The sequence below is a fragment of the Pseudomonas sp. Fl4BN1 genome, assembly GCF_009908285.1.
Taxonomy (GTDB): domain Bacteria; phylum Pseudomonadota; class Gammaproteobacteria; order Pseudomonadales; family Pseudomonadaceae; genus Aquipseudomonas.
Genome location: NZ_JAAARM010000001.1, coordinates 162,934 through 186,883 on the forward strand (window position 1 = coordinate 162,934; position 23,950 = coordinate 186,883).

Here is a 23,950-nt window from a genome sequence, read left to right on the forward strand (position 1 = left end):
GAAGGCCCTTCGAGCAGCGTGGCCCGGGATTGTCGCGACTACGGCGGTGATCAGTCGCGATAGTGACGATGCTTGCGATGCCCATAGGCATGGCCACGGCCACGGTGGTCGTCGCGGTAGTAGCGACGGTCATCACGGCCTCGGTAGTTGCGATCTTCACGGGCGCTTTCATTGCCCATGTAGTTGCCCAGCGCGCCGCCGGCGCCACCACCTGCCGCTGCGCCGATCAAACTGCCGGTGTTGCCGCCCATGCTGCGGCCCACGACGTTGCCGCCGGCTGCGCCCAGAGCGCCACCAATGGCCGCCTGGCCACGGCTGCGTTTGTCGGCACCCACCGCACTGCCGCCCGCGCCGCCCAAGGCTGCGCCGATGGCCGAGCCGGTATTGCCGCCGATCTGCTGGCCGACCACCGAGCCTAGAACCCCGCCCAATGCGCCGCCCACACCTGCTTCAGTAGTGCCGCCGGCAGTGGCAACGCCGCTGATCAGGCCAAGGGACAACAAGAGAATCGAGGAGAACTTCATAGGGGAGCCTCAAAGGGATGACGGCGCGATCCTGAGGCTGTACCGCAATGCTTACAAACGAAATCCGACGAATAGCACGAGTTGTACACAATCTCGTAACCTATTGTTTTGATTGCGGAACTTAAGTGGTTTTTGCAGGTCTTTAGCTACTTCGGACAGGCCGCTTTTATCTAAAAGCGGCCTTTTTTGTGCCCGCGATTCAAGACCGCCCTGTCAAGCGTAGGAGCTGGCTTGCCAGCGAAGAGGCCCTCAAGCCAGGGATCAGGCCGAACGAGCCATGATCAGGCCGCTGTCGCTGGCCGCCTCCAGGCGGATGGCGATGAACTTCGACGTCGGGGTGTGGCTGCCGTCACCGGTACTTTCCAATGGCACCAGGGGGTTCACCTCCGGGTAGTAGGCCGCAGCCTGGCCCGCCGGAATATCGAACGCCAGCAGGGTGAAACCCTTGACCCGGCGTTCGCGGCCGTCATCCCACAAGGACACGATGTCGGCTTTCTGCCCCGGCTTGAAGCCCAGGCGGATGATGTCCGCCTCGTTGGCGAACAGCACGTCGCGCTGGCCCTTGACCCCGCGATAGCGGTCATCGAGGCCGTAGATAGTGGTGTTGTACTGGTCATGGGAACGCATTGATTGCAGGATCAGGTCCGGTAGTTGGCCGGTGGCCCGGGTGCGCTCATGGACCAGGTCCTTGGGCAGCAGGTTGGCGCGGAAGTTGGCGCGCCCCGACGGCGTGTTCCACTGGCGGGCACCAGCGCTATTGCCCAGGTAGAAACCACCTGGGTGCTTGAGCCGTTCGTTGAAGTCCTTGAAGCCGGGAATGGTGTCGGCGATCAGGTCGCGGATGCGCCCGTAGTCCGCTGCCAGCCAGTTCCAGTCCACCGGCTGAGTACCCAGCGTCGCGGCGGCAATGCCCGCGACGATCCACGGCTCGGAGCGCATGAGCGACGACAGAGGCTGCAACTGGCCGTTGGAAGCGTGGACCATGCTGAAAGAGTCCTCCACGGTCACCGCTTGTGGACCACCGGCCTGCTGGTCGATATCGGTACGTCCCAGGCACGGCAGGATCAGCGCGTCCTTGCCGTGGGCCAGGTGGCTGCGGTTGAGCTTGGTGCTGATCTGCACCGTGAGGTCGCAGTTGTTCAGGGCCTGGAAGGTCCGCGGGCTGTCCGGGGTGGCTTGGGCGAAGTTGCCTCCCAGGCCGATGAACACCTTGGAGCGCCCTTCGAGCATCGCGTGGATCGCCTCGACCACGTTGTGGCCTTCATCCCTGGGCACCTTGAACTGAAAGCGTCGTTCCAGGGAGTCGAGGAAGGCCAGCGGTGGGCGTTCGTTGATGCCCATGGTGCGGTCGCCCTGCACGTTGCTGTGGCCGCGCACCGGGCACAGGCCGGCGCCGGGTCTGCCGATGTTGCCCCGCAGCAGCATCAGGTTGGCGATTTCCTGGATGGTCGGCACCGAGTGGCGGTGCTGGGTGATGCCCATGGCCCAGCACATGATCACGTTCTTGCTTTTGGCGTACATGCGCGCCGCTTGTTCAATCTCTACCAGGGCCAGGCCGGACTGCTCGACGATATGCGCCCACGGGGTGTCGTCGATGCTGCCCAGGTAGTCGAGCACCTGAGCTGTGTGAGCGTTGAGGAAGTCGTGGTCGAACACCGCTGGGGCGCCGGTTTTCTGCGCGTCGCGCTCCCACTGCAGAAGGAACTTGGCCATGCCTCGCAGCAGCGCCATGTCGCCGCCCAAGGCTGGGCGCAAGTAGGCGGTGTTGGTTGGGCGATTGCCGTTGGTGAGCATCTCGATGGGGCTTTGCGGGTGCTGGAAACGTTCCAGGCCGCGCTCTTTCAGCGGGTTGATGCACACCACCTGGGCGCCGCGCTTCACTGCTTCACGCAGTGGTTCGAGCATCCGTGGATGGTTGGTGCCGGGGTTCTGGCCCAAGACGAAAATCGCATCTGCGTGCTCGAAGTCATCGAAGGTCACGGTGCCTTTGCCGACGCCAACGCTTTGCGCCAGGGCCACGCCGCTGGCCTCGTGGCACATGTTCGAACAGTCGGGGAAGTTGTTGGTGCCGTAGGCGCGGACGAACAGCTGGTAGAGATAGGCCGCTTCATTGCTGGCCCGGCCCGAGGTATAGAACTCGGCCATGCCCGGGCTTGGCAGGTTGTGCAGATGCTTGGCGATCAGGCTGAAAGCCTGCTCCCAACTGATGGGTTGGTAGCGATCGGTTGCGGCGTTGTAGCTCATCGGCTCGGTCAGCCGGCCCTGGTACTCAAGCCAGTAGTCGCTCTGTTCCAGCAGCGAGGTGACGCTGTGCTTGGCGAAGAACGCCCCGTCCACCCGACGCTTGGTGGCTTCCCAGTTCACTGCCTTGGCGCCGTTCTCGCAGAACTTGACCAGGCCGCTTTCCGGCGAGTCGCCCCAGGCACAACCCGGGCAGTCGAAGCCGCCATTCTGGTTGGTCTTGAGCATCATGCGCAGGTTCTTCAGGGCGTTGTCGCTGGTCAGCCAGGCCTGGGCCACGCTGATCAGGGCACCCCAGCCACCGGCAGGACCCTTGTAGGGCTTGTAGCGGGCAACGGGTTTCTGATCGGCTTGGTTGTGTGTACTCACGGGCGACTCTCCATAGCGGGGCTGTGGACCCGCGGCGCACTGTTCTGCGGCAGGTGGACAAGGTTGGGGCGGTGATGACGCGGCCATAGCACGGCCAGGCGGGTGCTATCCGCTTGCGAGCGCTCAGGGGTGCTGTGGGTCTGGCTGGCGGCGAGCGCCGGTGTGCGCGTTGCAAGGGCTGGTGCCGCGCAGGCCCGGCATTTGGCATTGATTGCGGGGCCGGCGCCTATCGGGGCCCAAGACTAAGCGCGGCAATCTGTCGCGTCTAATTGCTAGTACTGATCCCTTGATAGATGGCGTCGATCAAGAGCCGCTGAAGGATTTCTGATACAGGGCGAAGCAGGCTTCTGCCAGGGCTGAGCGCGGCGCGGCGCGCCGCATGATCAGGCCCAGGCGGGCCAGGGTCTGGGCATTTTCGATGGGTTGCAGGCGCAGGTGCTCGGTCAGCGCCTCCAGGCCGCTGTTCAGGGGCATGATTGCGCAGCACAGGCCACCATGGACCATCTGCACCAACTGATGGACGGCGTCGGTCTGCAACACCGGCTGTGGGTGAAGCCCGCGTATGTGGAAGTTGTGGTCGATGGACTGGCGAAAGTGCATGCCGCTGGTGAGCAGGCCCAGGGGTAACTCGATCAGCGACTCCCAGCTCAGGGGCTGCTCGCCGAAGCTGAAGTGTCGCTGGTCATAGAGCAGGCCCATGTGGGTCGGGTCCAGGGTCAGTGAGTCGAAGTGCTCACTGTCCAGGCGCTCCAGGTAAGACACCCCGAGGTCCAGGCGGTTGCTCGCCAGTTGCTCGAGAATCTGCTCCGAACTCAGCGACGACAGCTCGAAACGCAGGTTCGGGTGTTCGGCGTGGAGGCGCTGCATCAATGGCAATGGATCGAAGCTCGACAACGGCACCACCCCCAGGCGCAGGGTGCCCACCAGGTTGCCCCGGCAGGCAGCGGCTTCGGCCAGCAACCCGTCGTAGGCGCTGAGGACGGTGCGGGCCCAGGCCAGGACCCGTTCGCCAGGGGCGGTAAAGCCTTCGAAGCGCTGGCCGCGGTTGACCAACTGCAGGTCGAGCTCTTCCTCGAGGCTGCGCAGGCGCATGGACAGGGTCGGCTGGGTGATATGGCAGAGCGCGGCGGCCTGGCCGAAGTGGCGGGTTTCGTCGAGGGCGATGAGGAATTTCAGCTGCTTGAGGTCCATCTTCGCTCCAGAACGCCAAAAGGCCGGGATTCTACCGCGCCTGTGCGACCTTGAGTCACTGGTCGCTTGGGAACCTCATGGGGCCATGCTGGTCTAGTCTTTCGCGTCTGGATCTATCAACCAAGGAGTGTGTGACATGAGTCTTTTCAGCTTTGTGAAAGAAGCCGGTGAAAAACTGATCGGTCTGGTAACCCCGGGTAATGCCAATGCCAGTGAGCAACTCAAGGAGCACATCGCCAAGGTCGGCCTGGGCAATCCCAATGTTCATGCCACCGTGGAGGGTGACAAGGTCATCGTAAGCGGTGAAGTGGCAACCCAGGAAGAAAAGGAAAAGATCCTCCTGGCCCTGGGCAACATCGCCGGTGTCGAGTCCGTTGAGGACCAGATCAGCGTGACCGGTCCAGTGGTGGTGTCGGCGGTGTTCGTTACCGTGAAGAAGGGCGACACCCTGAGCGCGATCGCCAAGGTGCAGTACGGCGACGCCAACAAGTACAACAAGATTTTCGAGGCCAACAAGCCGCTGCTGTCTCATCCGGACAAGATCTACCCGGGGCAGGTCCTGCGTATTCCCGAGTAACCGGCCAGTGGTTGCCGGGAGTAGCAGCGGGCTTGCCCGCGAGTGGTGTCACAGCCCTTCGATCAACTCCCGGTAGCCTTTCACTGCAGCGAACTCCGCCGTGTCCTTCGGCCCTTTGCGGCTGTCCGGCTGGCTCACCGCCAGCAACTGCGCCACACCAAAGTCCCGCGCACTGCGCAGGATCGGCAAGGTGTCATCGATGAACAGGCTGCGGGCCGGGTCGAATCGGATGTCGGCCTGCAGCGCATCCCAGAATTGCGGGTTCTCCTTGGGGAACCCGTAATCGTGTGAGCTGATCAGGCGCTCGAAGTATGGCGCCAGTTCAATCCGTTCCAGCTTCAACGACAAGGAATCACGGTGGGCGTTGGTGATCAGGATCACCCGCTTGCCGGCCTGTCTGATCGCCGCGAGAAAGGTGTCGGCGTCCGGACGCAGGGCGATCAGGTGGGCTGTCTCCAGCTTCAGCTCGCGCAGCGACAGCTTCAGCTCGGCGCTCCAGAAATCCAGGCAATACCATTGCAACTGACCGGCGTTACGCTCGAACAGCGGTTGCAGTTCCAGCTCGGCCATGGCCCGGCTGACCCCGTGCAACTCGGCGTAGCGCTGGGGCAGGTGCTCCATCCAGAAATGGTTGTCGTAATGCAAGTCCAGCAAGGTGCCGTCCATATCCAACAGGACGGTATCGATATCGCGCCAGGGCAGCAGGGCCATTGAACACTTCTCCAGCGGTAAGAAAACAGCCGACCGGCAGGGTCGACAAGGTCAGTGAGGCAGGGGGAACCGGTCACTGGAAGGATAGAGGAAAGCCACTCTGCACAAGGCGGTCACACGCAGTAAACAATAGGTGTTGGAGCGGGGCTGTGCTCCTGCAATCTGCAACCCAGTCACTTTCAAACAGGCTGTATAGTAACCCGCTATCGCCAAGGAGCCCGTTATGCGCCAGAAACCCACCGTACTTGCCCGCGAGATCGTCGCCACCAGTCGTCTGTTCTGTGTCGAAGAGGTGCAGTTGCGGTTCTCCAATGGCGTAGAGCGCACTTATGAACGCCTGGTGGGCAAGGGTGCGGGTTACGGTGCGGTGATGATCGTGGCGATGCTCGATGCGGAGCACGCGGTGCTGGTAGAAGAATACTGCGGTGGCACCGATGCCTACGAGTTGTCCCTGCCCAAGGGCCTGATCGAACCCGGGGAAGATGTGCTGGCAGCCGCCGAGCGTGAACTCAAGGAAGAGGCCGGGTTTGGCGCACGGCAACTGGAGCACCTGACCGAGCTGTCACTGTCCCCGGGCTATATGAGCCAGAAGATCCAGGTGGTGTTGGCCACCGATCTGTATGAGGAGCGCCTGGAGGGCGATGAGCCCGAGCCAATGCGGGTCGACAAGATCAACCTGCGAGAGCTGGTCAGCCTAGCGCAGAATCCGCAATTTACTGAAGGCCGGGCCCTGGCTGCGCTGTACCTGGCCCGCGACCTGTTGAGCCAGCGTGGAGTTTTTCCAGCATGAGCAGTATCTCGATGAATTTTCCCCATCCCTTGCTGGCACCAGTGGCGGAGCTGGCGTTGCGTGCCGGTGAAGCGATCCTGCCGTTCTGGCGCGCCGACGTGGCGGTCAATCATAAGGCCGACGAGTCGCCGGTGACTGCCGCTGACCTCGCGGCCCATCACTTGATCGTGGCCGGCCTGACGGCCTTGGATCCGAGCATTCCGGTGCTGTCCGAAGAGGACGCCGACATTCCCCAGGCCACTCGGGCCAGCTGGCAGCGCTGGTGGTTGGTGGACCCGTTGGACGGCACCAAGGAGTTCATTTCCGGCAGTGAAGAGTTCACCGTCAACATCGCCCTGATCGAACAGGGGCGCGTGGTATTCGGTGTGGTATCAATGCCCACCAATGGTCGTTGCTACTTGGGTGGCGCCGGTCTGGGCGCCTGGCGCGTTGATCAAGGGCAGCCGCCGCAAGCGATCCAGGTGCGTGAGCAGCCGGGCGTTGGTGAGGCCTTTACCGTGGTGGCCAGCCGACGCCATTCGAGCCCGGAGCAGGAGCACCTGCTCAGTGGTCTGGGGGCGGCTCTGGGCGAGTTGCAATTGGCCAATATCGGCAGTTCGCTGAAGTTCTGCCTGCTGGCCGAAGGGGCGGCGGATTGTTATCCGCGCCTGGCACCTACCTCCCAGTGGGACACGGCTGCAGCCCAGGGCGTGCTCGAGGGGGCAGGGGGCGAGGTGGTGGATCTTCAGGGCTCGCCATTCTGTTATCCGCCGCGGGAGTCGTTGCTCAACGGCTTCTTCCTGGCGCTGCCGGCCAAGGCGCCCTGGCGCAGCAAACTGCTGGAACTGGCGCGTTCCTGATCATCCCGCGCACGGGCGGGCCTCTTCGCTGGCAAGCCAGCTCCTACAGGGATGCGCGTTCCGGGGTCTTGTAGGAGCCGGCTTGCCGGCGAATGGGCCCTTGAGCCTTGCGCGCACGGGCGGGCCTCTTCGCTGGCAAGCCAGCTCCTACGGGGATGTGCATTCCGGGGTCTTGTAGGAGCCGGCTTGCCGGCGAATGGGCCCTTGAGCCTTGCGCGCACGGGCGGGCCTCTTCGCTGGCAAGCCAGCTCCTACAGGGATGCGCGTTCCGGGGTCTTGTAGGAGCCGGCTTGCCGGCGAATGGGCCCTTGAGCCTTGCACGCACGGGCGGGCCTCTTCGCTGGCAAGCCAGCTCCTACGGGGATGTGCGTTCCGGGGTCTTGTAGGAGCAGGCTTGCCGGCGAATGGGCCCTTGAGCCTTGCGCGCATGGGCGGGCCTCTTCGCTGGCAAGCCAGCTCCTACAGGGATGCGCGTTCCGGGGTCTTGTAGGGGCCTGCCATAGGCAATGGGCTCAGCGATGCAGGACGTACTGGCCGGCAAAGCGTACGGCGTCTTCATTCTGGCCCGCATTCACCACCCGGGTGTGCAAGGTCAGCCGGGCCCGGCCGTAGCGCTGGTACATCGAGAGAAATTTCTTCCAGGTCTTTTCATCCGGGGCCGCACAGATCGCCACGGCAGTGCCGGTGACTGGCAGTGGGTAACTGATCTGTCCTTCCTGGATGACAATATGCCCGTCATTTATCCCTTCCTCCTTGAGTCGCAGGTGCAACCAGCCCCAGCCGGCCAGTACGGCGCCGCAGTACAGGCTGCCGCCGAACATGGTGCTCTTGTGGTTGACGTTGGCGTCCAGGGGCAGTTGCAGGCGCAGTTGCTGCGCCTGCCAGTCGAGCACCTTCAGCCCCATGTCCCGGGTCAGGGGAATATCGTGGTGGAGGATGGATTCCAGGTATCGACTGTCGCGGTTCATGCATGGGCCTCAAGGGTCAAGGGAGTCACGGTGCGGCTCATTCGGCTTCATCGCCAGGATGGCTGCCGCCGTCGGCGAAGTTCAGGCCATGCTTGCGCAATTTGTCGTGCAGGGTTTTGCGCGGTATGCCGAGGGCTTCGGCAAGGCTGCGCATCGAGCTGTGGGGCTGTGCCAGTTCGGCAGCGATCAGGGCCTTTTCGAAGTGCTCCACCTGCTCGCTCAGACCGCCTTCGATCACCGTCGGTGCGATAGCGGCGCCGTGAGCGGGGTCGTGGTGGTCCAGGGCCAGTTCCAGGCCCAGGGCAAAGCGTTCGGCGGCGTTCTGCAGTTCACGCACATTACCCGGCCAGCTGTGGCGCAACAGCAGGGCGCGATGCCCGGGTTGCAATTCCTGGGGCGGCAGGCCGTGGCGGGCACTGGCTTCGTCGGCGAAATGCTGGAACAGCATCAGTACATCTTCGCCCCGTTCACGCAGGGGGGGGATGCGCAGCGGGGCGACATTCAGGCGGTAGTAGAGGTCGGCGCGGAAGCGGCCTTGGTCCGCCGCCTGGCGCAGGTCCTCCTTGGTTGCGGCGATGATGCGGATGTCCAGGGGGATCAGCTGGTTGCCTCCGAGGCGCTCAACCACCCGCTCCTGAAGCAGGCGTAGCAGCTTGACCTGGACATCCAGGCTCATGCTTTCGATTTCATCGAGGAACAAGGTGCCGCCGTTGGCGAACTCGAACTTGCCGATGCGGCGTTTCTGCGCGCCGGTGAAGGCCCCCGGCTCGTGGCCGAACAGTTCGCTTTCCACCACCGACTCGGCCAGGGCGCCGGCGTTGATCGCCACGAACGGTCCGTTGCGCCGTGCCGAAAGGTCGTGCAGCGCGCGAGCCACCACTTCCTTGCCGGCGCCGGTCTCACCGAGGATCAGCACATCGGCCCGGGTCGCTGCCAAGGCGCCGATCTGCTGGCGCAGACGCAGCATCGGTGCCGACTGGCCCACCAGCCGTGCGCTCAATTCCTGGCGGTCGCTGAGGGCCAGGCGCAGGCTGCGGTTGTCCAGTACCAGGCGCCGCCAGTCCAGGGCGCGCCGCACACTGTCCAGCAAGGCATCGCTGGCGAAGGGTTTCTCCAGAAAGTCATAGGCACCGGCACGCATCGCCTGCACCGCCAGGGGCACATCGCCGTGACCGGTGATCAACAGCACCGGCAGTTCCGAATCCTGGGCATGCAGTTGGTTGAGCAGCTCCAGGCCGTCCATGCCGGGCATGCGGATGTCACTGACCACCACTCCTGGCCAGTCCCGCTCCAGGCGTGGGGCCAGGCCCTGGGCTTCAGCCAGGGACAGCACCTTGAGTCCCGCCAGGTCCAGGGTCTGGCTCAGGGCCTGGCGCAGATGGGGATCGTCATCGATCAACACCACTTGCAGCTGAGGGTCGAGGGTCTCGGGACGAGTCATCGGTCACTTTCCAGGTCGTGTCAGGGCCGGCAACGCCGGTTCGGGCCAGTGGATTGAGAGCTTGCACAGCCTGTTGCAGCGCTTCATACCCCGCGGTCCTCGGAGGGTTGCAGGTTCACCCCTGGTGCCCCGGCCCGCAGGCGCAGAGTGATCAGGGCCCCACCTTCGCGGTGGTTGGCAAACGACAGTTCACCCCCGAAGGCGCGCATCAGGGTGTCGCAGATCGCCAGGCCCAGCCCCAGTCCCTGGGTCCGCGTCTTGGTGGTGTAGAACGGCTCTCCGGCGCGTCCCAGGGCTTCCATGCAGAAGCCCGGGCCGTTATCGCGAATGTACAGATTGACGCCCGTGGCGGTGGATTCGGCACTCAGCCAGAGTTTACGCGGCGGGCCTTTTTCGGTCAGGGCGTCCAGGGCATTGGCCAGCAGGTTGCCCAGCACCTGGCGCAGGCGGGTTTCCCCGGCTTCTACCCACAGGGTGGCGGCCGGCAGGTCGCGGATCAGTTCCACTTCCATGGCCCGGCGACGTTTGGCCAGCAAGGCCAGGGCATCGTCCAGGGCCGGTTGCAGGGCGACGCTTTCCGGGGCGTGGTGATCGCGCCGGGCGAAGGCCCGCAGGTGGGCGATGATCGAGGCCATGCGTCCGGTCAGTTCGCTGATCAGCTTGAGGTTGCCCCGGGCGTCATCGGTGCGTTGGTGGTCGAGCAGTACTTCGGCGTTTTCCGCATAGCTGCGGATCGCCGCCAGGGGCTGGTTGAGTTCGTGGCTGATGCTCGCGGACATGGTGCCCAGGGCCGAGAGCTTGCCCGCCTGGACCAGGTTGTCCTGGGCGCGCACCAGTTCCTGCTGGGCGGTTTCACGCTCCAGCACTTCCTGTTTCAGGCGCCGGTTGAGGCTCTCCAGGTCGCTGGTCCGTTCGGCCACGCGCATTTCCAGCTCCCGGCGGGCCTTGGCTTCGAAGGCGATCCGCTCCAGATAGTGGCGGCGGCGTTGCATCATCAGTCCGAGCAGCAGCATCAGCACCAGTAGCGTCGCGGCGCCCACCGCCACCACAGTGCGCACCGGGCGATCGATCAGGGTGCGTGGGGCAAGAATACTGACACTCCAGCCCGTTTCCTCGATCTGCTGGGTTTGGGTCAGCCAGGCATTGGGGTCGAGGTTCAGCGGCCGAGGATCGCGGGTTGGGTAGGGCTGGATGGCGACGATGGCCTGGCGCTCCTCTTCGCTCAGTGGGCGGGTCGAGCGAAAGCGCCATTCCGGGCGCGAGGTGAGGATCACCACGCCGTTGTGGTCGGTCATCAGCAGCTGTTCCGGGGTCTTGCCCCACAGGCTTTCGGTGTGGTCCAGGTCGACCTTGACCACCAGTACGCCGAGGATCTTTTCGCCATTGCGGACCGCGGCGGCGAAGAAGTAGCCGCGTTTGGCCGAGGTGGTGCCCAGGCCGAAGAAGCGCCCGAGGCGCCCGGCCATGGCTTCGCTGAAATAGGGGCGAAAGGAGAAGTTGCGGCCGACGAAACTGTCGTGCTTGTCCCAGTTTGAGGCCGCCAGGGTTTTGCCGCTGGTGTCCATCAGGTACATGACTTCGGCGCCGGTCTGGGCGCTGATGTTCTTCAACAGGCGGTTGGCGTTGCCCTGGCTCACGCCATCGTCCGGGGCGCCCAGTACCGAGCGCAGCGCCGGCAGGTCGCCAAGAATCTGCGGCAGTACTTCGTAGCGGTGCAGGGTGCCCAGCAGGTTGGCCACGTAGAGGTCGAGGGTCTGGCGGTTCTGGCTGGTCAGCTCGTTGCGGTAGTAGCGCTCGGCCAGGTGTTCCAGCGGCCATAGCAACGGCGCCAGGCACAGCGCCAGCAAGGCCAGGCTGCGCCAGCGGGGACGACGGGGAAGGGGTGCAGTCATGGGAGCGGCGCCTATGGAGATAGACGCATTATGCCAGTGTCATGCACGAAAGCCCGCGGTCAGGCGGGCTTTCGGACAAAGCCCTAGCCCTGCTCGGCAAGACACTCGCGCAGTGCGGTGTGCCAGTCCGGCTGGATGACTCCCCACTCCCGGGCCAGGCGGCTGCAGTCCAGGCGCGAGTTCAGTGGCCGGGGGGCCGGAGTCGGATAGGCGCTGGAAGGAATGGCTTCGAGCACCGCACAGGGCTTGCCCATGGCCAGCAGTTGCTCGCCGATGGCTTGGGCGAAACCGAACCAGGACGTCTCGCCATTGGCCGTGAGGTGGTAAGTGCCCCAGGTGCCAGGCGCTCCAGCCCGCCAGCGTTCAATCAGCGCCCGGGTGCTGTTGGCGATGGTGCCGGCCCAGGTCGGTGCACCGATCTGGTCGGCCACTATCCGTAGCTCCGGTTTTTCCTGCAGCAGGCGCTGCATGGTCAGCAGGAAATTTTTGCCGTGGCTGGAATAGACCCAACTGGTGCGCAGGATCAGGTGTTGTCCTTGCACCAGGTTGATGGCCCGCTCGCCGGCCAGCTTGCTCTCGCCGTAGACGCTCAGCGGATTGGGCTCGTCGTCCTCCACATAAGGCGACTCCTTGCTGCCATCGAACACATAGTCGGTGGAGTAGTGAATCAGCGGGACGCCCAGCTCGAAGGCTTCTTGGGCCAGGATCCCGGGGGCAACCGCGTTGATCGCAAAGGCCAGGTCAGGCTCGCTCTGGGCCTGGTCGACGGCCGTATGGGCGGCGGCGTTGATAATCAGGCCTGGGCGAATGGCCCGGACCTGCTGGCGGATTTGCTCCGGGTGACTCAGGTCCAACTGGTCACGGCCAAGCACTACCAACTCCCCCAGGTCGCCGAGCCGCTGCTGCAGTTCGCGGGAGACTTGGCCGTACTGGCCAATGATGAGCGTTTTCAGGGGAGTGTTCATGGGAACAGGTCGGCTTCTTTCAGACTCTTGCCATTCTGGTCCTTGGTTGAGAGTGTTGGCAGTCCCTGCAACTGCCAATCGATAGCCAGAGTCTGGTCATCCCAGCGAATGCAACGCTCAGCGGATGGCGTGTAGTAATCGGTGGTTTTATAGAGGAACTCGGCGAACTTGCTGAGCACCACAAAACCGTGGGCGAAGCCCTCTGGAATCCATAGTTGACGGTTGTTCTCCGCGGATAAGCGGACGCTGGCCCAGCGGCCGAAGTTAGGCGAGCTGCGGCGGATATCGACCGCCACGTCCAGCACGTCACCGGCAATGACTCGGACAAGTTTCCCTTGGGGGTGCTCGATCTGATAATGCAAGCCGCGCAAGACGTTCTTGGCTGAGCGTGAATGGTTGTCCTGGACAAACTGCTTGCTCAGGCCGGTGGCTTCTTCGAACGCCTTGGCATTGAAGCTTTCATAGAAAAAACCACGCTCGTCGCCAAAGACCTTGGGTTCGATAATGAGGACGCCAGGGAGTTCAGTCTGAATGACGTTCATTGGGTCTCTCCGGCCAGAGTGAAGAGGTATTGGCCATAGCCGGTCTTGCCGAAGTAGGCAGCGCGCTCCAGCAGGTGCTCACGGCTGATCCAGCGATTCTCGTAGGCAATCTCTTCCAGGCAAGCGACCTTCAAACCTTGGCGGTGCTCGATGGTCTGCACATACTGAGAGGCCTCCAGCAGGCTGTCGTGGGTGCCGGTGTCGAGCCAGGCGAAACCACGGCCAAAACGCTCCACATGCAGGTCACCGCGTTTGAGGTAGGCATTGTTGACGTCAGTGATCTCCAACTCGCCACGGGGGGAGGGCTTGACCTCCTTGGCGATCTGCAGCACATCGTTGTCGTAGAAGTACAGGCCGGTCACAGCGTAGCTGGACTTCGGGTTCTTGGGCTTCTCCTCGATGGACAGGGCACGGCCCTCGCTGTCGAAGTCGATGACCCCGAAGCGCTCCGGATCCTTGACCCAATAGCCGAACACGGTGGCGCCGGAGGTGCGCTTGGCGGCATCGCGCAGTTGTTCGCCGAAGTACTGGCCGTGAAAGATGTTGTCGCCGAGGATCAGGCACACCGGGTCATTGCCGATGAACGCTTCGCCAATCAGGAACGCCTGGGCCAGGCCGTCCGGCGAAGGCTGTTCGGCATAGCTGAAGCGCACCCCGAACTGGCTGCCGTCACCCAGCAGGTTGCGGTATTGCGGCAGGTCCTGAGGCGTGGAGATGATCAGGATGTCCTGGATACCGGCCAGCATCAGGACCGAGATCGGATAGTAGATCATCGGTTTGTCGTAGATCGGCAGCAGCTGCTTGGAAACGCCGAGGGTGATGGGGTGCAGACGGGTACCGGAGCCGCCCGCCAGAACAATGCCTTTGATCATGCAATCATATCCTTGATGTTGGTGGAGCCCAGTCGTTCGCCTTGATAGCTGCCATCCTGTACCCGGCCGCACCATTCCAGGTTTTCCAGGTACCACTGCACGGTCTTGCGCAGGCCGCTGGTGAAGGTTTCTTCCGGCACCCAGCCCAGCTCGCGTTCGATCTTGCCGGCATCGATGGCATAGCGCAGATCGTGGCCGGGACGGTCCTGAACGAAGGTGATCAGGTCGGCGTAATGTTCAACCCCCTGGGGTTTCTGCGGGGCGAGCTCTTCCAGCAGGCTGCAGATGCCCCGCACTACATCGATGTTCTTCTGCTCGTTATGGCCGCCGATGTTGTAGGTCTCGCCCACTACGCCTTCGGTCACTACCTTGAACAGGGCCCGGGCGTGATCTTCGACATACAGCCAGTCGCGAACCTGCAGGCCGTTGCCGTAGACCGGCAGCGGTTTACCAGCGAGGGCGTTGAGAATCACCAGTGGAATCAGCTTCTCGGGGAAATGGAACGGGCCATAGTTGTTGGAGCAGTTGGTGATCAGCACCGGTAGGCCATAGGTGCGCTGCCAGGCGCGGACCAGGTGGTCGGACGCGGCCTTGCTGGCGGAGTAGGGCGAGCTGGGTGCATAAGGCGTGGTTTCGGTGAACAGATCATCGACGCCATGCAGGTCGCCGTAGACCTCATCGGTGGAGATGTGGTGGAAGCGGAAGGCGGTCTTTTCCGCTTCGGGCAGTTTATGCCAGTAGGCACGGGTGGCCTCCAGCAGGCTGTAGGTGCCGACGATATTGGTCTGGATGAAATCGGCCGGCCCGTCGATGGAGCGGTCGACATGGGACTCGGCTGCCAGGTGCATGATCGCATGGGGCTGGAAGCGTGCCAGCACGGCGCTGACGGTGGCCTGGTCGACGATGTCGGCCTGGACGAATTCGTAGCGGCTGTTGCTGGCGATACTGTGCAGTGACTCCAGATTGCCGGCGTAGGTCAGCTTGTCCAGATTGAGCACTTCGTGTTCCGTGTGCTCAATCAAGTGGCGGATCAGGGCCGAACCAATAAAACCGGCTCCGCCGGTGACGAGAATGCGCATGTGAGGTGGCCTGTATCCTTAAAACGGTCATTTACTACAACCAATGCAGCATAGCTTGTCGGCACGGCGCTTGCGGTGCAATAGGGACTGCAGAGCGATTTGTCCGAGAAGTGTGTGGAATGTTGGTGGGGAACCGTTCACGACCTGCTGGAGTTCTTTGGGTCGGTCACCTTTCGAGGGGGTTGCGTATCGCCTTGCGCAGTGGCGATATAAGCGGCCAATAACAGTTCCAGGGGTCGTTGTATGTTGCTCGCCACCTTGATCCACCGTGCCAGCCTGCCCAGTCCACAGGTCACTGCGCAGCAAGCGCTGGAGATACTGGAAACCCATTACGGCCTGCACGCCACCGTGCATTCCCTGGGTAGCCAGCAGGATCTCAACTTTCGTGTCGACAGCCCCCAGGGACGTTTTGTCCTGAAAATCTGTCGAGGTGATTACTCCACCCTGGAATTGCAGGCACAGCACGCAGGCCTCAAGCACCTGCAGCACTGCGCAGTGCGGGTGCCCAAGGTCATTGCGGCGAAAAGCGGTGCGGACCTGCTGTCCCTGGAAATTGCCGGGCAAGCGCTGCACGTACGCTTGCTGGACTATATAGACGGGCGCTCGCTGACTCACCTGCCACACCTGGGGCCGGAGTTGGCGGCGAGCCTGGGCCGACTCTGCGGGCAGATGGACCGAGCCCTGGAGGATTTCCAGCACCCGGGCCTCGAGCGCACCCTGCAATGGGATGCTCGCCATGCCCCCGCGCTAATCGAGCATTTGCTTGCGGTGGTCGAGGACCCGCAGCAACAGGCCCTGATCGCCACGGCCGCGCAACACGCCGAGCGCCGTTTGCAGCCGCTGCTGGAGCGGTTGCCGGTGCAGGCGATCCATATGGATATTACCGATGACAACGTGGTCTGCCAGCGGGATGCGGCGCGCCATTGGCAATTGCAGGGCGTCATCGATTTCGGCGACCTGATCCGCACCTGGCGTGTCACCGATCTGTCGGTAACCTGCGCTGCATTGCTACATCACGTCGAAGGCGATCCGCTGCGCATCCTGCCGGCGATCCAGGCCTACCATCAGGTGAACCCGTTGCAACCTGCGGAGCTGGCGGCGCTCTGGCCATTGATCGTGACCCGGGCCGCGGTACTGGTGCTCAGTGGCGAGCAGCAGGTCAGCATCGATCCTGGCAACGAGTACTCGCGCGCCAATCTGACTCATGAATGGGAGATCTTCCGGGTCGCCAACTCCGTGGCGTTCGAACTGATGGAGGCGGCAATCCTCAGCGCCGTCGGGCAGTCACTGCCGGCCATCGGCAGTGAAGGCTTCGCTCCGTTGTTGCCAAGCCTGGTGGGCCGCGAGTTTGCCCTGATCGACCTGGGAGTGCTCAGCCCCCACTTCGAAGCCGGTAACTGGGAGCAGCCCGGGATCGACGATCGTTTGCTGGCTGAGGCCGGTGCCACCCATGACCTGGCTGCCAGCCGCTACGGCCAATACCGTTTGTCGCGCACCTGCCCGGACAGTGCGCTGGAGCCGGAAACCTGCCCTCTGCATGTCCAGTTGCAAGTACCGGCGGGTACCGCGGTAGAGGCGCCGTTTGCCGGGGTCCTGCACCGGGCCGAGAATGGCCTGTTACGTCTGGATGGCCCGGCATTGAGTATGCACCTGTGGGGCGTCGATCCCTCGCTGCGAGCCGGCGCCGCCCTGGTCAAGGGGCAGGTGCTGGGTGAAGTGGCGGCCGACGGCCGGCTCAAGGTGCAGTTGTGTCGAGTTGCCGAGCTTGATCCACCCCTGTTCTGCACGCCTTCCCGGGCCCCGGCCTGGCAGGCCTTGTGCCCCTCTCCGGCGGCGCTGCTGGGACTGGCCTGCGATGCCGAGCAGGAGTTGGATCCACAGGCTCTGCTGGAGCGTCGTGATGCCAGCTTTGCCCGCTCGCAAAAGCACTATTACGTCGACCCGCCACGGATCGAGCGGGGCTGGCGCAATCACCTGATCGACATGCAGGGGCGTTCCTACCTGGACATGCTCAACAATGTCGCGGTGCTGGGGCATGGTCATCCGCGCATGGCTGCCGAGGCCGCGCGCCAGTGGTCGCTGCTCAACACCAACTCGCGCTTTCACTATGCAGCCATCGCCGAGTTTTCCGAGCGCTTGCTGGCCCTGGCGCCGGACTCCATGGACCGGGTATTCCTGGTCAACAGCGGCACCGAGGCCAATGACCTGGCGATTCGCCTGGCCTGGGCCTACAGCGGCGGGCGCGACACGCTCAGCGTGCTGGAGGCCTATCACGGCTGGTCGGTGGCGGCCGATGCGATCTCCACCTCCATTGCCGACAATCCCCAGGCCCTCACCAGCCGCCCGGACTGGGTGCACCCGGTGACGGCGCCCAACACTTATCGTGGCGAGTTCCGCGGGCTGGACAGCACCCCGCAGTACCTGCGCAGCGTCGATCAGCAACTGCACAAGCTGGATGCGCAGGGCCGCCAGTTGGCCGGTTTCATCTGCGAGCCTGTGTATGGCAATGCCGGGGGTATTTCGCTGCCACCGGGCTACCTGAGCGAGGTTTATGCCCGGGTCCGGGCCCGTGGCGGTGTGTGTATCGCCGATGAGATCCAGGTGGGCTACGGGCGCATGGGCAAGTTCTTCTGGGGGTTCGAAGAGCAGGGCGTGGTGCCGGACATCATCACCATGGCCAAGGGCATGGGCAACGGCCAGCCCCTGGGCGCAGTGATCACCCGGCGCGAAATTGCCGAGGCGTTGGAGGCCGAGGGCTACTTCTTCTCTTCATCAGGCGGCAGCCCGGTCAGTTGTCGCATCGGCATTGCGGTGCTGGATGTGATGCAGGAAGAGCGGCTCTGGGAAAACGCCCAGGTAGTCGGCGAGCACTTCAAGCAGCGCTTGGAGGCACTCAAGGATGTTCACCCGCTGGTAGGCGCGGTGCACGGTTCCGGTTTCTACCTGGGGCTGGAGTTGATCCGTAATCATCAGACCCTGGAGCCGGCCACCGAGGAAACCACCCTGCTGTGCGATCGCCTGCGGCAGCTGGGTATTTTCATGCAGCCCACTGGCGATCACCTGAACATCCTCAAGATCAAGCCGCCGATGGTCACCACCCGACAGAGCGTGGACTTCTTCGTCGACATGCTGTCGAAGGTACTGGGCGAAGATCTCTAGGCGCGGGCCTTGGGTCCCCATTAGCCGGTGAGCCGGCTAATGGGTTGCATAATCCCGATGGTTATCGGTCTTTTTTTGGTTGTTTTACTAAATATGTATTTTTTAAGCTTCTAAAGTCGATATTTATCGGATATAAATTGGCCGTTGTCGGGTAGGGTCCTACCGTGCCCGGCTCTTTTCCGATCCGTTGTCATCGACCGCTGCGCATTTGCCCAGGAGTTGCTCCATGAGCCGTACCGTTACCGTCGCCGCTACCCAGATGGCCTGTTCCTGGGACCTTGAAGCCAACCTCGAAACCGCTGAGAAGCTGGTGCGGGAAGCCGCCGCCAAGGGCGCGCAGATCATCCTGATCCAGGAGTTGTTCGAAACCCCGTACTTCTGCCAGAAACCCAACCCGGACTACCTGCAGTTGGCCACTCCGGTGGCAGCCAACGCGGCCATCGCGCACTTCCAGAAAGTCGCCAGGGAACTGCAGGTGGTACTGCCCATCAGCTTCTTCGAGCTGGCCGGTCGCGCGCGCTTCAACAGCATTGCGATCATCGATGCGGACGGCAGCAACCTCGGGATTTATCGGAAAAGCCACATTCCGGATGGCCCCGGCTATCACGAGAAGTACTACTTCAACCCGGGTGATACCGGCTTCAAGGTGTGGAACACCCGCTACGCGAAGATCGGCGTGGGCATCTGCTGGGACCAGTGGTTTCCTGAGTGCGCCCGCAGCATGGCCCTGCAAGGCGCGGAGATTCTGTTCTATCCCACCGCCATCGGCAGCGAGCCCCACGACCAGAGCATCTCGTCTCGCGATCACTGGCAGCGTGTGCAGCAAGGCCACGCCGGTGCCAACCTGATGCCGCTGATCGCCAGCAACCGTATCGGCAATGAAGAGCAGGATGGCTCCGACATCACCTTCTATGGTTCATCTTTCATTGCCAACCAGTTCGGCGAGAAGGTTCAGGAGCTCAACCAAAGCGAAGAAGGTATTCTTGTGCACAGTTTCGACCTCGACGAGCTCGAGCACATCCGCAGCGCCTGGGGCAGTTTCCGTGACCGCCGTCCGAACCTCTATGGCGCGTTGAAAACCCTCGACGGTTCCCTGGAGTCCTGAACACTATGAGCACTTTGCACAGCACGCCTCGCGCCGACGGTTTCTACATGCCGGCTGAATGGGCAACGCAGACCCAGACCTGGATGATCTGGCCCGAGCGCCCGGACAACTGGCGCCTGGGTGGCAAGCCGGCCCAAGCCGCTCACGCCGCAGTGGCCAAGGCCATTGCACGCTTTGAACCGGTGACCGTGGCAGTCTCTGCGGCCCAGTATGAAAACGCCCGGGTCCGCCTGGACGTGGCCAATATCCGGGTCGTCGAGATGTCCAGCGACGACGCCTGGGTGCGTGACACCGGTCCGACCTTCGTCATCAATGACAGCGGCGAAGTGCGCGGCGTGCACTGGGGCTTCAATTCCTGGGGCGGTTTCGAAGGCGGACTGTATTCGCCCTGGAACCGTGACGAACAGGTGGCCAGCAAAGTGTTGGAGATCGAGCGTTGCCAGGAATACCGCACCGAGGGCTTCGTGCTTGAAGGCGGCTCGATTCATGTCGATGGCGAAGGCACCCTGATCACCACCGAGGAGTGCCTGCTCAACCACAACCGCAACCCGCACCTGTCCCGCGAGCAGATCGAGGCGGTGCTGCGTGAACAACTGGCGGTGGAGCAGATCGTCTGGCTGCCGGACGGCCTGTATAACGACGAAACCGACGGGCATGTGGATAACTTCTGTTGCTACGTGCGCCCGGGTGAAGTGTTGCTGGCCTGGACCGATGATCCACAGGACCCGAACTACCCCCGCTGCCAGGCGGCCATGCAGGTATTGGAAAATACCCGTGACGCCAAGGGCCGCACTTTCAAAGTGCACAAGATGCCGATTCCCGGGCCGCTGTACGCCACCGAAGAGGAGTGTGCCGGTGTCGACGCGGTGGACGGTACCCAGGAGCGCAACCCTTCGGTACGTCTGGCGGGTTCCTACGTGAACTTCCTGATCGTCAATGGCGGGATCATCGCGCCGAGTTTCGACGACCCGATGGACGCCCAGGCCAAGGCCATCCTGCAGGCGCTGTTCCCTGAACACGAAGTGGTGATGGTGCCGGGGCGTGAACTGTTACTGGGGGGCGGGAATATCCATTGCCTTACTCAACAACAGCCTGCACCGCGGCGGGTTTGAGTGCCGTTGTAACAGAAATTGTCGATTGTTTGAGACAGGTGAGCCGACGCCAGCGTTGACACCACTCAACGAGCCCGCAGCCCAGAAGGTCTGCGGGCTTTTTCATGCTTGTCTGTTGGCGCGCTGGATACATTGGCACAGCTTTTGTATCTGTTCTGGGGTGATTCTGAGACATGTGGAACTCTGTTGTTCTGTCATAAACCTTGGATAAGTTAGGCCGCTCAGGAACCAGGAGAGAGCGCTGGAATGAATAGTGTCAGCGAGCGGGTAGCGCATCCCTTGGCAGTCAATAACCAGTCGCTGCAGGTTCTGGTGCAATGGTTGAAGTCCAATGGAACGCGTCAGATCAGGGAACCTGATCCGCGCCGGATCATCATTGAGCGTTACCCCGCTGGATTGCTCAGCGAGGCGGAACTGCAAGCATTGTGGGATGTGGTGAAAGGATAGAAAGACAACGGATTGTTAAAAGCGCTGCCGGGAGGGCGGCGCTTTTTTTTGCCTGTTCTTTAGAAGCGGTAGTTACCGGTGACCACCAGGCTGCGTGGATCCCCGGGCTGGATCTGGAAGGCACTGGTGGCGGAGCTGTAGTACTCGCGATCGGCAATGTTGTTCAACGCCGCGCGCACATCCCAGTCCTTGTGCCGATACCCGGCCAGGGCATCCCAGCGACCGTAGCCCGGCAGCACCACGGTATTGGCGCTATCGGCGAAGCGGTCGCCGACCAGGGTCAGGCCGGTCTCGGCGTACCAGCCCAATTCAGGTTTCCAGGTGATGAACAGGCTGCCATTGCGCTTGGCCACGTTATTCACGCGCTTGTCTTCGAAACCGTTGTTGTCCTTGACCACGACGGCATCCTGCAAGCCGATGCCGCCACGCAGGTACCAGTTGCCGATGATCTTGCCGCTGCTGGTCAGCTCGATGCCTCGGGAGCGTTGCAGCCCGGTAAGCAGGACGATGTTGCGGTCGAGCGGGTCGGTGGTACGACGGTTGTAGAGTTCCAGTTCATACACGGCCAGGGTGGTACTCAAGCGTTCGTCGAGCCAGTCGCTCTTGACCCCGACTTCCTTCTGCCGGGTGAGCTCCGGGCTCAGGTCGTTGCCGTTGCCGGCAGCGTTCGGGGTGATGCCGATCAGGCCGCCACCCACGGGCGAGAACGACTTGCTCCATGAGGCATAGAACGAATGGTGCTCCAGTGGCGTCCAGACCACCCCCAGGCGCGGGCTGACGCTATGGCTGTCGCGGCTGTCGGAGACCCCGGTGCGGCGGTTGGTGGTTTCGATATCGAAGTTGTCGAAGCGCAGGCCAGCGAGCAATTGCCATTGATCGTTGAGGCGCAGTTGGTCCTGCAGGTAGAGGGCCCGGCTTTGTACTTCGGTGTGGTTGTTGCTGGACACCTGCAGGCGGCCGGTGTGGCTCTGGTACGGATTGGGGTTGTACAAGTCCACCGCGGGCACCGCCTGGCTGCCGGGGCCGGAGGTGGCAGCGTTGTAGAGGATCGGGTCGCGGCGCTGGCTGCCGATCTCGATGCCGGTGAGCAGGCGATGTTCCAGGCCGAAGGTGTCGAAACGGCCTTCCAGCTCGGTGTTGTTGTAGATGTTGCGAGTCTTCAGGTCCTGCTGCCAGCGTTGGCGTAACACTTTTGCGGTTTTCGCGTTGTAGCCATATTGGTAGGTGTTGTCGAAATCGCTGTCGAGCTTGAACACCCCTAGGGTATGGCGCAGTTGCCAGCTGTCGTTGAGCTCGTAGGTCAGCTTGGAGCGCAGGGACTGGGACTTGTCGTCAATGTAGTCGCGCTTGTCGCCGTAGGTGGTTTCACGACTGACATCCGCCGGGCGCCCGTTGACCCCGGGAATGCCGCGATCCGGGGTGCGGTTGTAGCGGCTGTATTCGTACTGCACCAGCCAGTTCAGCTCCGGCGTCAATTGCCAGCTCATGGAGGGCGCGAACAATTGCCGATTGCCACTGACGCCATCGCGAAAACTGTTCTTGTCCTGGTTGCCCAGGTTCAGGCGCAGGCTGATGTTTTCGGTCGCGTCGGCGCTCAAGTCCGCGTACAGGCTGCGCAAGTCTTCGCTGCCGCCCTGGACTTCGACGCTGGAGCGCCGGCCGAACTCCGGCAGCTTGCTCACCCGGTTGACGATCCCGCCCTGGCTGCCGCGGCCGTAGAGTACTGCAGCCGGGCCCTTGAGCACTTCGATGCGCTCGATATTGTGCAAGTCGCGCACGTACTGGCTGTCGTCGCGGATGCCGTCCAGGTAGAAGTCGTTGCTGGCGTCGAAACCGCGAATCCGCAGGCTGTCGAAACGTGTGTCGGCGCCACTGCTGACGTTGGGGATGCCGCTCAGGGCGCTGCCCAAGTCATTGTTGCGTAGTCCAGTGCATTGGCGGTCTTGATTGTGTCGATGGCCTGGGGCACGTAGCGCGCGGGCGTCGCGGTGCGGGTTGCAGTGCTGACCTCCTTGACCCGGGGATCGTCAGGGTCGGCCTCGGCTTGGGCGCTGATGGAGGTCATCGGCAGTGTGGTGCCGGCGGCACAGGCGAAACCGGCAGACAGCAGGGTGCAAAGTCCCAGGGACAGGGGCGTAAGGCGGAAATGGGCAGGCATCTGAAACGCATCCGAGAGAGGGGGGTAATTCTAGGATGCGAATGATAATGAGTGCTATTTGCTTATGCTTGTTATTTTCCGGAAGTTCCTCGCAGCTATTATTACAAAATATTTCATCGGGGTATCTGCCCTGATACAAGGGCTAAGCAGACAGATTCGACCGGTTACAGAAACAGACTAAAAGCCATTTCGAGGTTTTTCCCGTGGCATGCGCGGCATAGTCTGCAAACCATCAAATTCTCATGATCTTGCTGGAGTCCCGTATGTCCTCGGCCACCCTTCACTACATTTATGACCCGCTGTGCGGCTGGTGCTATGGCGCCAAGCCGCTGGTGCAGGCCGCCCAGGCGGTGGTTCCGGTGCAGGCCCACGCCGGCGGCATGATGACCGGTCGCAACCGCCAAGCGGTCTCGTCGCAGCTACGTGACTACGTCATGCCCCACGACCGGCGGATTGCCGAGTACACCGGGCAACCTTTCGGCCAGGCCTACTTCGAGGGGTTGCTGCGGGATCACTCGGCGGTCTTCGACTCGGCACCACCGATTGCCGCAGTGCTGGCGGCCGAAGCCCTCGGTGGTCGCGGTCTGGAGCTACTGGGGCGCCTGCAAACTGCTCATTACCTGGAGGGGCGGCGCATCGCCGATCGGGATGTATTGCTGGAACTCGCACAGGCCCTGGGTTTTGCCACGGTAGAGTTCGAGGCAGCATTCGACCAGGTTATCGGGCATGAGCTGGATGAGCATATAAAGGCCAGCCGGGCCTTGCTGGCCAAGGTCGGCGGGCAGGGCTTTCCGACCCTGGCCCTGGAGCGCGATGGCCGCTACCAGTTGCTCGATATCAGCTCCTGGCTGGGCAAACCCGAGGCCTTTGCCGAGTGGCTGAAGACTTCTCTGGGCGCGGACAGCGGCCCTCATGATGGCGCGATCCAGGCCTGTGGCCTGGACGGTTGTGCGCTTTGATCTCACTTG

At 62.7% G+C, this 23,950-nt stretch carries 19 protein-coding genes and 2 pseudogenes; 8 read left to right on the plus strand and 13 right to left on the minus strand.

All coding sequences use genetic code 11. The features are described from left to right. Positions 1 to 50: 50 nt before the first annotated feature. The 4 genes and pseudogenes from GV818_RS00735 to GV818_RS00745 form a co-directional block, all read right to left on the minus strand. On the minus strand, positions 51 to 524 hold the full coding sequence (locus GV818_RS00735; protein WP_161754169.1) for a YMGG-like glycine zipper-containing protein: 474 nt from the start codon (positions 522 to 524) through the stop codon (positions 51 to 53). Between the two features lie 261 nt (positions 525 to 785). Beyond that, positions 786 to 3,134 carry an FdhF/YdeP family oxidoreductase gene (locus GV818_RS00740; RefSeq protein WP_161775623.1) on the minus strand — a complete coding sequence of 783 codons (2,349 nt, stop codon included), beginning with the start codon at positions 3,132 to 3,134 and terminating at the stop codon, positions 786 to 788. Further along, a pseudogene (locus GV818_RS34330) lies at positions 3,131 to 3,238 on the minus strand (formate dehydrogenase accessory sulfurtransferase FdhD); the annotation flags it as partial. The gene GV818_RS00740 and the pseudogene GV818_RS34330, both read right to left, overlap by 4 nt. A 199-nt stretch (positions 3,239 to 3,437) precedes the next feature. Then, positions 3,438 to 4,325 (minus strand): LysR family transcriptional regulator, encoded by an 888-nt coding sequence (locus GV818_RS00745; protein ID WP_161775624.1) that lies wholly within the window; start codon positions 4,323 to 4,325, stop codon positions 3,438 to 3,440. A 136-nt stretch (positions 4,326 to 4,461) separates the two neighbouring features. Here GV818_RS00745 and lysM point away from each other — a divergent pair, with 136 nt between their 5' ends. Beyond that, positions 4,462 to 4,902: a peptidoglycan-binding protein LysM gene (lysM, locus tag GV818_RS00750; protein ID WP_161754175.1), complete on the plus strand. Its 441-nt coding sequence runs from the start codon at positions 4,462 to 4,464 to the stop codon at positions 4,900 to 4,902. Positions 4,903 to 4,950: 48 nt separating this feature from the next. Here the strand turns inward: lysM and yrfG are convergent, their stop codons facing one another. Further along, positions 4,951 to 5,613 (minus strand): GMP/IMP nucleotidase, encoded by a 663-nt coding sequence (gene yrfG, locus GV818_RS00755; RefSeq protein ID WP_161754177.1) that lies wholly within the window; start codon positions 5,611 to 5,613, stop codon positions 4,951 to 4,953. Positions 5,614 to 5,836: 223 nt separating this feature from the next. Here yrfG and nudE point away from each other — a divergent pair, with 223 nt between their 5' ends. Together nudE and cysQ are read left to right on the plus strand one after the other, a co-directional pair. Then, positions 5,837 to 6,403 carry an ADP compounds hydrolase NudE gene (nudE, locus tag GV818_RS00760; RefSeq protein WP_161775625.1) on the plus strand — a complete coding sequence of 189 codons (567 nt, stop codon included), beginning with the start codon at positions 5,837 to 5,839 and terminating at the stop codon, positions 6,401 to 6,403. Positions 6,404 to 6,414: 11 nt separating this feature from the next. Then, entirely contained in the window at positions 6,415 to 7,242 is an 828-nt protein-coding gene (gene cysQ / locus GV818_RS00765) for a 3'(2'),5'-bisphosphate nucleotidase CysQ (RefSeq protein WP_161754633.1), read from the plus strand. 512 nt (positions 7,243 to 7,754) lie between these two features. Here cysQ and GV818_RS00770 read toward each other — a convergent pair. From GV818_RS00770 to rfbB, 7 genes are all read right to left on the minus strand, one after another. Further along, complete coding sequence (locus tag GV818_RS00770; RefSeq protein WP_161775626.1) at positions 7,755 to 8,210, minus strand: YiiD C-terminal domain-containing protein; 456 nt, start codon at positions 8,208 to 8,210, stop codon at positions 7,755 to 7,757. Positions 8,211 to 8,247: 37 nt separating this feature from the next. Further along, a complete protein-coding gene (locus tag GV818_RS00775) occupies positions 8,248 to 9,651 on the minus strand; it encodes a sigma-54-dependent transcriptional regulator (protein WP_161754182.1) in 1,404 nt (467 codons plus the stop codon). Between the two features lie 83 nt (positions 9,652 to 9,734). Next, positions 9,735 to 11,543, minus strand: a complete 1,809-nt coding sequence (locus GV818_RS00780; protein ID WP_161775627.1) for a sensor histidine kinase — start codon at positions 11,541 to 11,543, stop codon at positions 9,735 to 9,737. A gap of 83 nt (positions 11,544 to 11,626) precedes the next feature. Beyond that, positions 11,627 to 12,508 carry a dTDP-4-dehydrorhamnose reductase gene (gene rfbD / locus GV818_RS00785; protein WP_161754186.1) on the minus strand — a complete coding sequence of 294 codons (882 nt, stop codon included), beginning with the start codon at positions 12,506 to 12,508 and terminating at the stop codon, positions 11,627 to 11,629. Next, the gene (rfbC, locus tag GV818_RS00790; RefSeq protein WP_161754188.1) at positions 12,505 to 13,050 is read right to left on the minus strand and encodes a dTDP-4-dehydrorhamnose 3,5-epimerase; all 546 of its coding nucleotides are present in this window, start codon (positions 13,048 to 13,050) and stop codon (positions 12,505 to 12,507) included. Before rfbC ends, rfbD begins: the two co-directional genes overlap by 4 nt. Beyond that, positions 13,047 to 13,922 (minus strand): glucose-1-phosphate thymidylyltransferase RfbA, encoded by an 876-nt coding sequence (gene rfbA / locus GV818_RS00795; protein WP_161754190.1) that lies wholly within the window; start codon positions 13,920 to 13,922, stop codon positions 13,047 to 13,049. Before rfbA ends, rfbC begins: the two co-directional genes overlap by 4 nt. Continuing rightward, complete coding sequence (rfbB, locus tag GV818_RS00800) at positions 13,919 to 15,001, minus strand: dTDP-glucose 4,6-dehydratase (protein WP_161775628.1); 1,083 nt, start codon at positions 14,999 to 15,001, stop codon at positions 13,919 to 13,921. The genes rfbA and rfbB overlap by 4 nt, the downstream gene beginning before the upstream one ends. 243 nt (positions 15,002 to 15,244) lie before the next feature. On the opposite strand from rfbB, the gene GV818_RS00805 reads away from it, so the two are divergent. The 4 genes from GV818_RS00805 (at position 15,245) to GV818_RS00820 (ending at position 20,824) form a co-directional block, all read left to right on the plus strand. Then, positions 15,245 to 18,160 (plus strand): aminotransferase, encoded by a 2,916-nt coding sequence (locus GV818_RS00805; RefSeq protein ID WP_161775629.1) that lies wholly within the window; start codon positions 15,245 to 15,247, stop codon positions 18,158 to 18,160. Positions 18,161 to 18,386: 226 nt separating this feature from the next. Further along, on the plus strand, positions 18,387 to 19,265 hold the full coding sequence (aguB, locus tag GV818_RS00810; protein ID WP_161754196.1) for an N-carbamoylputrescine amidase: 879 nt from the start codon (positions 18,387 to 18,389) through the stop codon (positions 19,263 to 19,265). Between the two features lie 5 nt (positions 19,266 to 19,270). Then, the gene (gene aguA, locus GV818_RS00815) at positions 19,271 to 20,377 is read left to right on the plus strand and encodes an agmatine deiminase (RefSeq protein WP_161775630.1); all 1,107 of its coding nucleotides are present in this window, start codon (positions 19,271 to 19,273) and stop codon (positions 20,375 to 20,377) included. 246 nt (positions 20,378 to 20,623) lie between these two features. Then, on the plus strand, positions 20,624 to 20,824 hold the full coding sequence (locus tag GV818_RS00820; RefSeq protein WP_161754200.1) for a hypothetical protein: 201 nt from the start codon (positions 20,624 to 20,626) through the stop codon (positions 20,822 to 20,824). 59 nt (positions 20,825 to 20,883) lie between these two features. Here the strand turns inward: GV818_RS00820 and GV818_RS00825 are convergent. Next, positions 20,884 to 22,982 (minus strand): annotated as a pseudogene (locus tag GV818_RS00825) (TonB-dependent receptor). Between the two features lie 263 nt (positions 22,983 to 23,245). Here GV818_RS00825 and GV818_RS00830 point away from each other — a divergent pair. Continuing rightward, positions 23,246 to 23,941 (plus strand): DsbA family protein, encoded by a 696-nt coding sequence (locus tag GV818_RS00830; protein WP_161775631.1) that lies wholly within the window; start codon positions 23,246 to 23,248, stop codon positions 23,939 to 23,941. Positions 23,942 to 23,950: the final 9 nt, after the last annotated feature.

Excerpts from the sequence above, each read along its gene's own strand:
- GV818_RS00735 (WP_161754169.1), bottom strand. The coding sequence starts at position 524 with ATGAAGTTCTCCTCGATTCTCTTGTTGTCCCTTGGCCTGATCAGCGGC.
- GV818_RS00745 (WP_161775624.1), bottom strand. The coding sequence starts at position 4,325 with ATGGACCTCAAGCAGCTGAAATTCCTCATCGCCCTCGACGAAACCCGC.
- lysM (WP_161754175.1), top strand. The coding sequence starts at position 4,462 with ATGAGTCTTTTCAGCTTTGTGAAAGAAGCCGGTGAAAAACTGATCGGT.
- yrfG (WP_161754177.1), bottom strand. The coding sequence starts at position 5,613 with ATGGCCCTGCTGCCCTGGCGCGATATCGATACCGTCCTGTTGGATATG.
- nudE (WP_161775625.1), top strand. The coding sequence starts at position 5,837 with ATGCGCCAGAAACCCACCGTACTTGCCCGCGAGATCGTCGCCACCAGT.
- cysQ (WP_161754633.1), top strand. The coding sequence starts at position 6,415 with ATGAATTTTCCCCATCCCTTGCTGGCACCAGTGGCGGAGCTGGCGTTG.
- GV818_RS00770 (WP_161775626.1), bottom strand. The coding sequence starts at position 8,210 with ATGAACCGCGACAGTCGATACCTGGAATCCATCCTCCACCACGATATT.
- GV818_RS00775 (WP_161754182.1), bottom strand. The coding sequence starts at position 9,651 with ATGACTCGTCCCGAGACCCTCGACCCTCAGCTGCAAGTGGTGTTGATC.
- GV818_RS00780 (WP_161775627.1), bottom strand. The coding sequence starts at position 11,543 with ATGACTGCACCCCTTCCCCGTCGTCCCCGCTGGCGCAGCCTGGCCTTG.
- rfbD (WP_161754186.1), bottom strand. The coding sequence starts at position 12,508 with ATGAACACTCCCCTGAAAACGCTCATCATTGGCCAGTACGGCCAAGTC.
- rfbC (WP_161754188.1), bottom strand. The coding sequence starts at position 13,050 with ATGAACGTCATTCAGACTGAACTCCCTGGCGTCCTCATTATCGAACCC.
- rfbA (WP_161754190.1), bottom strand. The coding sequence starts at position 13,922 with ATGATCAAAGGCATTGTTCTGGCGGGCGGCTCCGGTACCCGTCTGCAC.
- rfbB (WP_161775628.1), bottom strand. The coding sequence starts at position 15,001 with ATGCGCATTCTCGTCACCGGCGGAGCCGGTTTTATTGGTTCGGCCCTG.
- GV818_RS00805 (WP_161775629.1), top strand. The coding sequence starts at position 15,245 with ATGTTGCTCGCCACCTTGATCCACCGTGCCAGCCTGCCCAGTCCACAG.
- aguB (WP_161754196.1), top strand. The coding sequence starts at position 18,387 with ATGAGCCGTACCGTTACCGTCGCCGCTACCCAGATGGCCTGTTCCTGG.
- aguA (WP_161775630.1), top strand. The coding sequence starts at position 19,271 with ATGAGCACTTTGCACAGCACGCCTCGCGCCGACGGTTTCTACATGCCG.
- GV818_RS00820 (WP_161754200.1), top strand. The coding sequence starts at position 20,624 with ATGAATAGTGTCAGCGAGCGGGTAGCGCATCCCTTGGCAGTCAATAAC.
- GV818_RS00830 (WP_161775631.1), top strand. The coding sequence starts at position 23,246 with ATGTCCTCGGCCACCCTTCACTACATTTATGACCCGCTGTGCGGCTGG.